The following is a 12816-nucleotide window of genomic DNA, read 5'->3' as shown; positions in this document are numbered from 1 at the left end:
TTCCAGCTTGTAATGGGGAAGTAAGGGAGCACGGATGCCCCCCTTTTTACGAGGTAATACATGCGTCACGAAAAAATATTAGTAGTAGAAGATGACAGAGAAATAGGTAAGTTAATTACCACGCAGCTAACGTCGCTTAACTTACATGTTGATCATGTTGTAAGCGCAGAGCTTGCCTTAAAAAAAATAGCCAAGCATCCCTACGGACTTATTTTACTAGATATAAACTTACCGCAAATGGATGGTTTGAGTTTGTGCCGAAAAATAAAAGAGCATTACCCTACTACCTCCGTTATTTTACTCACCGCGCTTAGTAGCGATATGGACAGAGTTATTGGCCTTGAAATGGGCGCTGATGATTATATTTGTAAGCCATTTTTTGCACGCGAATTACAAGCCAGAGTAAAAACCCAATTACGCCACAGAGCACAGCTACTCGCTAGCCAAAATAACGACAACTCTCCCGTTGATAGCGAACAAACACTAAATGTAGGCTCACTCAATATAGAATTTAGTTCGCACCAAGTGTATTTAGGCAAACAAGCCCTTAACCTTACAGCCACCGAATTTGATTTACTCGTTTACTTTGCACGCCATCCTAATCATGTTTTTAGTCGCCAACAATTACTCGATAAAGTATGGGGATATCAACACAGTGGTTACGAGCACACGGTTAATTCACATATAAACCGCTTACGTGCCAAGCTAGAAGAACACCAACAAGCGCCTATCATCGAAACAGTTTGGGGTGTTGGTTACAAACTAAACCCTAGCCAACTCAATTAAGACACCTATTATGAAATTATCTTTGTATCAAAAATTAGCTATATCGCTCGTCGTAATTTTTTGTTTTATTTGTGCCCTAGTTTACGGTTGGAGCAAGCAATTAGAACTGACTTCAAAGCACCATGCAGAACAAAACCTGCACTTAGCGTTAGCGGAGCATTTAGTACAAGATAACCCATTAATAAAAGAAGGTGTTTACGACTATAAAGCGCTTGAAAATCTTTTTCATACCTTAATGTTATTAGGCCCAGCGTTTGAATTCTATTTTGTAGACGAAACCGGAAAAATTCTTACTTACTCAGCAAAGCCGGGTAAAGTTAAACGCACGCATATTAGTTTAACGCCTTTAAAAAGGCTGATTAACGACCCAAGCGCTGCACCTATTTATGGTGATAATCCTCGTAATAAAGAGCAACAAAAGATATTTTCAGCCGCGCCAGTATTTAATCACGATAAGTTACAAGGTTATTTATATGTAATTATTGGTGGTGAGGCTTACGACACCTCACTAAGCACTGTAAAAAATAATGATAAGTTATGGCTAGCCGCTTTATGGCTTGGCTCTGCACTCGCATTTTTATTTATTGCGATGCTAATTTTGCTACGCTTTTTTACCAACCCAATTCAGCGCTTAGCACGCGATGTTAGTAATATTGAAGCCGCTAACTACAGCCTTACCGACACCAAGCTAAGTAACTATTCAACGCAAAAAAGTAACGAAGTGCATAGTTTAGGGCGAAGTATTCAAGCCATGTTAACGCGTATTAACGAGCAGTTTAAAGCCCTTGAGCAAGGCGATAAACAACGCAAAGAGTTGCTAACTCATCTATCGCACGACCTACGTACACCACTTGCCTCCTTGCAGGGGTTTTTAGAAGTATTAAATCAGTCGGGCGAACAATTAAGTAAAAAAGAGCAGCAAGAGTACTTACAAGTTTCACTTAATAATTGCGGGCAATTAAAGCTACTCATAGAGCAAATATTTGAGCTTGCTCACTTAGAAAATGGCGAAATAAGTATAAATAAAGAAACCTTTAATTTAGGTGAGCTAATTTACGATTGCATCGCAAAATTCAGTTTAGCCGTTGATAAAAAAGGTATTAGTTTATCGGTAGAGCCCGCAATTTGTGATTTTCCTGTGGTTGCCGATATAGCTAAATTAGAGCGTGTGCTAAGTAACTTAATTGATAATGCAATTAGGCATACCCCTCGCGGCGGCAGCATTGCCGTACATGTAAAACGCAGTGACGATAATCAACTATTTGTGCATGTATCCGATACTGGTGTAGGCATAAAAGAAGATGAGCTGAATGCTATTTTTGACCCGCACTACCAAGCAAGCAACTCAAATAAAGAAGGGCGCCAGCAAGGTGGTTTAGGATTGGCTATTTGCAGAGGTCTATTAAAACTGATGGATAGCGAAATTTACGTACAAAGTGAAATTGGTAAAGGCACTATGTTTAGCTTTAACTTGCCACAAAAAAAGGTGCTTTCTTAAAAAGCACCTTACATTTTTTATTTATTTTAAATATATAAATTAATTACTTTTTAATACCCGCTAAATCAAGCATAAATGCATAGTTTAGCGCGGTATCTTCTAAGCGTTTAAAGCGACCCGATGCGCCGCCATGCCCTGCTTCCATATCTATTTTAAACAATAACTTATTGTCATCAGTTTTATAGTCACGCAGCTTAGCAACCCATTTTGCAGGTTCAAAGTATTGAACTTGTGAGTCGTGCAGGCCCGTCGTTACTAGCATATTAGGATACGCTTGCTTAGATACTTGGTCGTATGGCGAATAAGACAGCATGTAATCGTAATACGCCTTTTCGTTTGGGTTACCCCATTCACCGTATTCATTTGTTGTAAGCGGAATACTTGCATCAAGCATCGTTGTAACTACATCTACAAACGGTACCGCAGCAACCATGCCTTTATAAAGCTCAGGCGCTTGGTTTGCCACTGCGCCCATTAGTAAGCCACCAGCACTGCCGCCTAACGCAAATATTTCATCTTTTGCGCCATACTTTTGAGAAACCAATGCTTTAGTTACGTCAACGAAGTCGTTAAACGTATTCTTTTTAGTGAGTAGCTTACCATCTTCGTACCAAGGACGACCTAACATTTGCGAGCCACGAACATGAGCAATTGCAAATACAAAGCCACGGTCTAACAAGCTCAAACGTGAGCTTGAGAACGTTGGATCCATGGTTGCACCGTACGACCCATAACCATATTGCAGTAGCGGGTTAGCGCCATCTTTTTTAAACGTATCTTTACGGTAAACTAAGCTTACTGGTACTTTAATGCCATCGCGTGCTGTTACAAAAATACGCTCTGAAGCGTAATTGTCAGCATCAAAATCACCTAATACAACCTGTTGCTTAAGAAGCGTTTTATCGCCAGTCGTTAAATCTACATCGTACGATGAGCTTGGAGTGGTCATGCTTGTGTAGTAAACACGTAGCGTGCTGCTATCTATATCGTTATTGCCATAAGTACCAATTGTATAAGCGCTGTCGTTAAAGCTCAGCGGTAACTCTTTACCCGTTTTTAAATTACGCGCAATCAACTTTGATTGGCCCATTTCACGTTCTTGATAAACTAAGTAGTCATTAAATAAATCAATGCCTTCGAGCTTAATATTATCGCGCGCTGGGATCACACTTTGCCAATTTGCTTTGTCGCTTGCTTTATCAATATCAACTTTCATCAGCTGAAAATTTACAGCATCTAAGTTAGTTACAATGTAGTAAGTATTCCCTAGTTTAGAAATCCCATATTCAAGCCCTGCTTCGCGTTCAATTAAGCGTTTAGGCATTGCTTTGGTATCATCAGCACTTAATACCGATACGCCTGATGCGGCCGTACTGCTGTGCCAAATATAAATTTCTGACTCATCTTTGCTTTTACTCATACCCATGTAGTAACTGGTATCAGTCTCTTCGTATATTAGCTCGTCATCAGCTTGCGGTGTACCTAATGTATGACGATAAACTTGGTAACCTAGTAGAGTTTGTAAATCTTTTTTAATGTAGTAAACCGTTTTGTTATCGCTTGCCCACACAATGCCACCGTTAGTGCCTTCAAGTGTGTCTTCGAGTAATTTACCGGTAGTTAAGTCTTTTATTTTTATGCTATAAATACGACGGCTAACAGTATCTTCGCCATAAGCCATTAAATTGCCATTCGGGCTTACATCTAAGCCACTTACCGCATAATAATCATGACCTTTAGCAAGCTCATTTACATCTAAAATAACTTGCTGATCGGTACCTGCAAAATCGCTGCTGCGTAAGTAAGTAGTGTATTCGTTATCGCCACGTGTTTGCGTTGAGTAAAAATAATCACCGTTTTTAACTGGGACTGAATCATCGTCTTTTTGAATACGCCCTTTTAGCTCTTCAAACAATTCGCTTTGTAGCGTTTTAGTATGTGCAAGCATTGCATCAGTGTATGTATTTTCAGCTTCTAAATAGTTAATTACCTCTGGCGCTTTACGTTCATCATCACGCAGCCAATAGTAATCATCTATACGTGTATCACCATGAATAGTCATTTCATGTGGCACTTTTTTAGCAACCGGGGCAACAGCTTGGACTACTTGAACTGTTTTAACTTGTGTATTATTTTTTTGAGTTTCTTCTGGGGCTTGGTTACAGCCACTTAAAATAGCGAGTGATAGTGCAGCGAGTGCGAATGGGGTACGTTTCATCAGTCAAAGTCCTTGTTATATTTTTATTTTTTATTAAGTAATTAAGTAATTAAGTAATTAAGTAATTAAGTAATTAAGTAATTAAGTAATTAAGTAATTAAGTAATTAAATATACCTATAAATTAGAGTTTGTAGTTGTTTAGTTTGTGAAGCAATGTAAAAAGGGAGCCGAAGCTCCCTTTGTATAACTATTAAGTTATAAAGTTACTTTTGTTTACGACGGCGTATAAATGCAAATGGCGCTACTAGTAATGTTAACCATGCAAGTGAGCCAGATGAGCTCTTTTTGCTTTCTGGTACTACGGTCTCTACTACTGGCGGTACTACTTTTGTAATACTTATAGTAACTACAGCAGGAGCAGATACATTACCGCGTATATCAATGGCAACAACTTGAATTTCAGCTGATGAATCACCTGTTAATAATTCAGTGTTAGTTACAACTACTTGCCCATCGGCATCAATACCGAAACCTTGGTGAGTACTTGATTGCACGTAGTATTCTGATACACCTAAGTCTTGATCAGACTCAGTGATAGTTAGTGCACCAACAACTGTTCCGTTAACAGCATCTTCTGAAACACTAAACTCACCACCAACTAGCATTGGAGCCTCGATTGCAGGAAGCTCTAACTCAGCACTATTCATCACTTTAACAATATCTAAACCAGACGTTTGTGATAATGCAAATGGACCGCTTGCTTCAACAATTGCTTTTTCACCCGGTTTAAGTGAAGTAACTGCTTCACCAGTCTCCATAGAAGTAAGAGTTACATTTGGAGAGGCTCCAAATGTAGTTGAACCTTCAATGCTATCTGTCTGAGTGAATACACCTGTAACATATGAAGGATAACCTACAGATGCTTTAAAGTTCATGTTTTCACCAAGTAATGAACCATCAACATTTAGTAACTCACTACAAGTGGAGAATGTAATAGTATCTTCACCGGCTGAGTGATAAAGCGGAGTAACCCATGCTAGCGAATCGTTACCAGCGCCATCAGTTTCACCAATTACTGTACGGCTACGGCCAGGGAATGCAGTTTGACGACCACGGTCGTTATAGTTTTGCATAACTTGATCATAAACACCGTCGTTATCAGTATCAACTTCTAATCTGTAGCCTGCTTGGAATACATGCGTTAACGGATCTCGTAATTGAATTGATGACGTTACAAAAATACCAGAGTCACAAGAGCTATCTGCAAATGCAGAGAAAGTCGTCGCTAAAATATTAAACTCAGCTTCTTCTCGTGTTTTCTCTGTGCCTGTTGCAACAATGCTTTCTGCAAAAGGAGTAATGTCTGTTAGGCCGCTATTTTCAACAATAAGTGCCATTTCGTTATCAATGATTTGAGACGAAACGCTTAATTCTGTCGCAGCTTTTGGCATTGCATGATACACAACATGCAAATCGTGGTCTGTATCTGTACTTGCATCATTAAATACTAACGCACCATCAAACTCTATTGAAGTAAGTGCAGCGCTTCTTGCAGCAATATCGTCTGCACTAAATGGGTTTTCTAATTCCCACGCTGGTAGTTTTGTTGGATCAACAGTTAGCGTCACATCAAAGTTAATTGACTGACCTGCAGGGATTGTTACCGAGTCAGGGAAATCCCAGCTAATTGCAGCTGTATCGTCATCATTTTGATAGCGAGCTTCAGTGCGTAGCGCATACGTTTTAGCATCAGATGAGAAGTTCTTAACGGTCACTGTTTTAATTAGAGACTCTGTTCCAGCCATTGACACAAGGCCGAATGAAAGAGCCGCTTGTTTAGTATTAAACTGTGTATTATTAACCCATGCAGCTACTGGTAAGTTGACTGCTTTAGTTACGTCAACTAAGCCTGAACCAATCATACTAATTGGAGCTAATTCTGAGTCAGGGCTACTCGCTAAAGGCTCATTTGTTACATTTAAGTCAGCTGCATTCATTATTGTAGCTTTAATTTCAAATGCATTACGCTCAGGGTGTGCTTCACGAACCATCGCAACAGCACCGGCTGTAATAGGGCCTGAAAAAGATGTTCCAGATACAGGAGCTAGCTGATCCTGCGTGCCTGCTGCAGCAACTAATATACTAGTACCAGGGGCAGTAATTTCTGGTTTTAATAAACCATCCATCGAAGGGCCACGAGAAGAGAACGTAGCTACCGCACCTGCTGTAGTTTTAACTTTTACATCAATATCAAATGTTGCCGTATCGCCTGCAGCTAATTGAGCTTTTAAAGCAGCACCTGCAGCAAAATTAATGCCTACATTTTTAATAGTTACATCAGCGTCAAAACCACCCATAGGAGCCGGAGTGCCATCATCTGTATTATTTGCAATCAGTACAAACTCAGCACCTTTCTTCTGTGCACTAAGTACTTTAACTGTAAATGCACATGCACCACGGTCGATTAAAACCGCTTTACCAGTAAAATCAACATCATCAGCAAAATCAACACAACCATCTTGGTTTGTGTCAGGGTATATTAAATCAATATCTGCACCTGTAATTACAAAGTCAGTTTGCGGACCAAAGCCTGATGCTTGAATATTACCTTCAATACCAGCAACAGTACCTGTTGCAGTAACAACCGCAGTTGTAGGATGGGTCATTGCGCCTACTGATAACGCATTTGGTGTCGTGCTTGGACCACCAATGCGGAATGGATGATCACCATCATTACCGGCTGAAATAACCATATTCACACCTAAATCAACAGCACGTTGAATTAGGTATTGTGCACCACCACCAGTATATGTATCGCCAAACTCGCCACCCAACGACATGTTCATAACATCTACGCGGTCTGAAATATCACCATCGCCATTTGGATCCATTGCAGCTTCTAGTGCCGCAGCTTGAGCAGCACTTGGACAGCCACCACCACAAACAGAGTAAACATATAATTCAACATCAGGTGCAATACCATTCACTGAATTTGAAGAAGACGTACCATGGTTTGTTGGTTCATCCACATCAGGAATTACAACTTCAGGATCATTCTCGATCGGGTCTGCATCTTCATGAATAAAATCGTAACCGCCTTGTACAATACCTTGTGGCCAATTAACCGTTGTAGGATCAGCTTGAGCAGCATCGTATGCCTCAACTGTACCCTCACCACCAAATGCTTTGTGGGTATAGTCAATACCAGTATCTAGAACAGCCACACGCTGACCTTTACCAGTTACAATACCATCAACAATTAAAGGCTTAGCATTAATATATTCAGACGTTGCAGCTACATGTAATTCGTAGTCAAACATCGGTAATACTTTAGCCACTCGTGAATCTTTAGCTATTTTAGCTAAGGCTTCTGGTGTCGCCTGCACAATTAATGTTGGTGCTAATATTTTTGTTTTACCAATTATTTTTGCATCAAAGTCTAAGCTACTAAGCTCGTTGGCCATCGTGTTTTGAAGCAACTCAATGTTAGCAATCATTTCACGACTGCTTGACGCTTCATAAGTGCCAGAAGCCACAGCATCAACAGACGTTGTTGCACGTAAAACAATCATATGTGCTGAAGGCTGTTTTTGCTCAGATGCTAACTCTTTCACCTGTTCAGCAGCTTGAGGTGCTATTGTTGCATTAGGTAAAGTTGCGGCATTAACAAAAGTAGCAAGAAATGCACTTGATACAGCCGTAGCTATAGCAGTTTTTTTTATTATATTATTAGCCATGAGTTCCCCTTGGATAGGTTATGTATTATTGTATTTGTATTAATCAAAATGATTATATGCTCCGCTGAATATAAAACTTTCGGGGCAACCCAAGCAACACCTTGGTTACAAACACATGACAGCAAAACGTATAAACACAAAAAAAACACTTCAACAAATTGATTTAAAACAATAAAACCAAAAAATCATATTTGTGAACTAATGTAAACAACCCTAACTTTTTCTTGAGAATTAAATGAATAGCGAAGTAATTAACATTTTAACCATGGCTAAAGTGATTCAAACGGCCGTTGCTCCCGTATTTTTAATCACAGGTATAGCAGCAACTTTAGGTGTTTTATCTAATCGCTTAGCACGAATTACCGACAGAGCGCGCTTACTTGAGCGAAGATTAAAAGTAAATACAGATGACGATTTTAATAAGTCGCTAGCAACAGAGCTGCGCGCCTTATTAAAAAGATCTCGATGTATACATATTGCTTTTAGCTTAAGCGTATTAAGTGCCTTACTTGTATGTGCTGTGGTTATGTTTTTATTCTTGTCGCACATTCAATCAATTAACTTAAGCGTGACCATTGCTTGTTGTTTTGTAGCAGCAATGGCATTGCTTATATGTGCATTCATGTCGTTACTTGGTGAGGTATTCTTAGCAACTAGAAGCATGCGTCGCGGGATGATATTTGCAGATATTGATATAAACGATTAAGTTTTAGTTAAATCTATCGTATTCACTTGAATAAATACGATGTTAGATACAAGATACCGAATTAAGAATTACAATTTTCAACAGGGGCAAACATGAAATTAAAAAAAGTATTAGCAACAATAGCACTGGCAACGTGTGCATTTAGCGTATCGGCAAATTCTGCATTTAAAGAGCCAAGTGACGCGATTGAATACCGCCAAGCAGCGTTTTCAATGATCTCAGTACAAATTGGTGACATGGGCGCAATGCTAAAAGGTAAAGTACCTTTTGACGCAGAGCAATTTAAAATGCGTGCTAACAACGCTGCTGCACTTTCAAAAATGCCATGGGAAGCGTTTTACGAAGGGACAGATAAAGGCGACACAGCTGCACTTGCTGCTGTTTGGGCCGAAAATGCAACCTTTGTTGAAAAAGCGAATGCTTTTGCAGCAAATGCAGATAAGCTAGCGTTAGCTGCTCAATCGGGCGATAAAGCCGTAATTGGTAAAGCTTTTGGCGCATGGGCTAAAGGCTGTAAAGATTGTCATAAGCAATTTAAAGATTAATTATTGTTGTAGCCAGTTTAACAACAATAAATAGATACTAAAAAAGCACTGAGCGTTAATAACGGTCAGTGCTTTTTTTATGCTTTATATTTATACCAATTCGCTTAATTAAGTGATCTATTTTAAGGCTGGGAAAACGTGTTGATAGCTAGGCAAAAAATTCGCTATTTAGTTGTTCTAAATGAGAATTTTTTAACGTAGGTAGCGACACGTTTAGCCCCGTAAAATGATTAAGTATTATTGCGAATTGGTATTATTACGAGACTTTAGCAGCTCGGCCTTTAAATGGGCGCTTAAACATCGCACCAATATCACCCAAAATAATATATAAACACGGTACTAATATAAGCGTTATTAACGTTGCAAACATAACAGCAAAGCCAAGTGCTACCGCCATAGGTATTACAAACTTAGCCTGCAGGCTTGTTTCAAACATAATAGGTAATACACCAGCAAAGGTTGTTATAGACGTTAATAGTATTGCTCTAAAGCGAGCACAACCTGCTTCTATTACCGCATTTTTAACGCTAACGCCTTCGCGGCGAACTTGGTTTACATAATCGGTCATTACAAGTGAATCATTTATAACAACACCTGCTGCGGCAATTAAGCCAAATCCCGACATTAAGCTCATATCTAAATCAAACCAGTAATGACCCCAAATAGCCCCGGTTAAACTAAACGGAATAACCGACATTACAATAAGCGGTTGTGAATAGCTTTTAAGCGGCACAGCTAGCAGTATGTATACTAAAATCATTCCGCCAATAAAAAACATTATTTGCTCATTAGCTTGAGCTTGCTGCTCTTCTATTGCGCCACCAAGCTCTGATTTAACACTTGGGAATTCTTCTATTAGCTGTGGCAGTAAGTTTTCTTTTACTTGCTTAACCACTTCACCCGGCTCAATTTGCTCTTCATCAATATTGCCATAAACATATACGGTACGGTAGCCACCTTCGCGGCGTATATAGCTAATACCTGGCGTTTCGGTTAATTCTACTACATCACCAAGAAGTACTTCTCGCCCTTGCGGGGTAGTAACCACGGTGTGTTTAAGTGATGAAAATGCCTCACGAGTCAGTTTAGGGTAGCGTACCATTACGCGTACTTCTTCGCCGTTTCGGATTACGCGCTGCGCTTCGCCACCATAAAAACTGGCTCCAACTTGATTTGCAATACCTGCTAAATCTAAGCCTAAATCGTAAGCAACAGGTTTAAGGCTCATTTGCACTTCTTTGCTCGCAGGATCTATGGTTGAGCTAATATCAAACAACCCTTTTTGCTGTTGAAGTAATTGAATAAAACGACGACCCGCTTGATTTAAAGTATCTATATCTGAGCCATACAGTAAATAGCCAAACTCGCCGCCGCCATTACCACCGCCGCCACCAACATCGTCTTGAATAGTTAACGACTTAATACCAGCAATAGTCGGCATAGCCTCACGCCATCGGCGAGAAAGCTCAAATGCATTGTATGGACGTGAATCTTCGTCAACTAATGGAGCTAGTAACTGCGACTCAGTTCTGCCTTGGTTAAATACCAATACATCACGAATAATTTTTTGGCCAAATTCACGTTCTGTTTCTTCATCGACTCTAAGTACCATAGCTTCTATTTCGCGAATAGCGGCAATGGTTTGTAAATCAGAAACGTTGTCGTTCATTTCAACTTGTATTTGTGGAAAGTCATGCGGCACTTTAGGAGTTGGAACTGTACGTACTTTATTAGACGTAATAAGTGCAATACTGATTATAAACATTGCAATAAAAGCAAACAAAACAGTCCAGCGCCAATCAACACACTTAGCAATAAAACGTTTATATGGACCATTTACGAAACCAAAAAAGCGTGTATTGAAGCGATCGCGCCAACCACCTTTTTTGATCGGCGAAAAGTGCGTATGAGCAATGTGAGCTGGCAGTATCAGCTTTGATTCAATCAAACTAAATACTAAACACAGCATTACTACAACGGCTATACCATAAAAGAAGGCACTTTCTGGCCCGCTCGACATTGTGAATGGTGCAAATACAGCAATCGTTGTTAACACACCAAAGGTTGCAGGGGTCGCGACTCGGTTAGCGCCACGCACAACATTTTCTACACCACCGCCGCTTTTTTCAACTTCGGTGTAGGCAGCTTCCCCTATCACGATGGCATCATCCACCACGATGCCGAGCACCATTATAAAAGCGAATAACGAAATAATATTAATGCTAATGCCAAACAGTGGCATCATCATCATAGCCCCTAAAAAACAAACAGGTAAGCCAATCATTACCCAAAGCGCTAGTTTAAAACGCAAGAATAACGACAACATAATTGCCACCAAAATGGCACCTTGAAACAGGTTAGCTTTCATCATATCAAGGCGAGCATTTAGGTAGTATGTCATGTCCATTAATGGCTCTAACCGAATACCCGGCGGCAACTGCTTATTTTTTTGATCAATAAACGCTTTAACCGAATCCGCAACGGGAATCATGTTTTGTTCTTGCGTTGCTTTAACCGATAAATACACCGCGTTTTCACCGTTAAACTTAAAGTAGCGCTCACCTTCAGTAAATTGATCTTTAATTACGGCAATATCTTGCAGTAAAACTTTAGCGCCATACTCACCAATTTTTACCGGAATTTGTCTAAATTCATCACCTGAGTAAAACTGGTTTTCGACGCGAACAGAAATAACGCCTGCGTCTGTTTTTAGCTGCCCAGCAGAGAAGTTAGCTGAGTAACGGCGTACCGCATTCATCACATCACTAAGGGTTAAATTATATTGGCGAAGCGTATCGGGCTCTATTTCAATAGCAATTTCATCAAGCGGTACATCGTTTACCACTAACGACACGTTAGATAACTGTAGTAACTCATCCTCTATTTGGTTTGCTATAGGCTTAAGCTCTGTAAGTGGTAAATCAGCAACGAGTGTCATGCCTATTACATCTTGCCTAAACTCAACCTGACTTATGGTGACCGGTTCCATACCAGCCGGAAAAGTGGCAATGCCATCAACGCGTAGCTTTACCTTATCAAGTACATCGGTAAGCTCTGCATCGGTGTTTATTTCTAGGCTTGCTGTACCGCCATTTCTAAATGCGCGATACACGCCTTTTTTAATTTCGGTTATATCTTTAAGTGACTCTTCAACTTTTATGAGAATACTTTCTTCTATTTCCTGAGGAGAAGCACCGGGGTAATTAGCCTCAATATTAATGTAGTTAATCTCTACATTAGGAAACATTTGACGCTGAATCGTAAAGTAACTTATAGCCCCCATAATAATGATAAAAAACATCATTAAATTAGCGGCTACTGAATTATTAGCAAAGTAGGCAATTAACCCTGTTTGTTTTTGTTGTATTGACTCGCTCATAACTAT

7 protein-coding genes are annotated in these 12816 nt (G+C 39.8%); 4 read left to right on the top strand and 3 right to left on the bottom strand.

From position 1 onward, the window contains the following. Positions 1-60: 60 nt before the first annotated feature. A complete protein-coding gene (locus WNY79_RS12645; protein ID WP_007580488.1) occupies positions 61-786 on the top strand; it encodes a response regulator transcription factor in 726 nt (241 codons plus the stop codon). Positions 787-796: 10 nt separating this feature from the next. Further along, entirely contained in the window at positions 797-2284 is a 1488-nt protein-coding gene (locus tag WNY79_RS12640; RefSeq protein WP_170072738.1) for a HAMP domain-containing sensor histidine kinase, read from the top strand. Between the two features lie 43 nt (positions 2285-2327). Here WNY79_RS12640 and WNY79_RS12635 read toward each other — a convergent pair whose 3' ends face one another. Both WNY79_RS12635 and WNY79_RS12630 read right to left on the bottom strand, forming a co-directional pair. After that, entirely contained in the window at positions 2328-4502 is a 2175-nt protein-coding gene (locus WNY79_RS12635; protein ID WP_342876018.1) for a S9 family peptidase, read from the bottom strand. Between the two features lie 204 nt (positions 4503-4706). After that, positions 4707-8180: a S8 family serine peptidase gene (locus WNY79_RS12630; RefSeq protein ID WP_342876017.1), complete on the bottom strand. Its 3474-nt coding sequence runs from the start codon at positions 8178-8180 to the stop codon at positions 4707-4709. Between the two features lie 235 nt (positions 8181-8415). Between WNY79_RS12630 and WNY79_RS12625 the strand changes: the two genes are divergently transcribed. Then, on the top strand, positions 8416-8886 hold the full coding sequence (locus WNY79_RS12625) for a DUF2721 domain-containing protein (RefSeq protein ID WP_024589627.1): 471 nt from the start codon (positions 8416-8418) through the stop codon (positions 8884-8886). A gap of 92 nt (positions 8887-8978) precedes the next feature. After that, positions 8979-9431 carry a cytochrome c gene (locus tag WNY79_RS12620; RefSeq protein ID WP_007580483.1) on the top strand — a complete coding sequence of 151 codons (453 nt, stop codon included), beginning with the start codon at positions 8979-8981 and terminating at the stop codon, positions 9429-9431. Between the two features lie 256 nt (positions 9432-9687). On the opposite strand, the gene WNY79_RS12615 is transcribed toward WNY79_RS12620, so the two are convergent. Next, positions 9688-12810, bottom strand: coding sequence for an efflux RND transporter permease subunit (locus WNY79_RS12615; RefSeq protein WP_342876016.1), 3123 nt, complete (start codon positions 12808-12810; stop codon positions 9688-9690). Positions 12811-12816: the final 6 nt, after the last annotated feature.

This window comes from Pseudoalteromonas sp. AS84 (assembly GCF_038900255.1).
GTDB lineage: Bacteria > Pseudomonadota > Gammaproteobacteria > Enterobacterales > Alteromonadaceae > Pseudoalteromonas.
The sequence above is the reverse complement of the archived record's forward strand: the minus strand, read 5'-3'. Positions and strand labels throughout refer to the sequence as shown.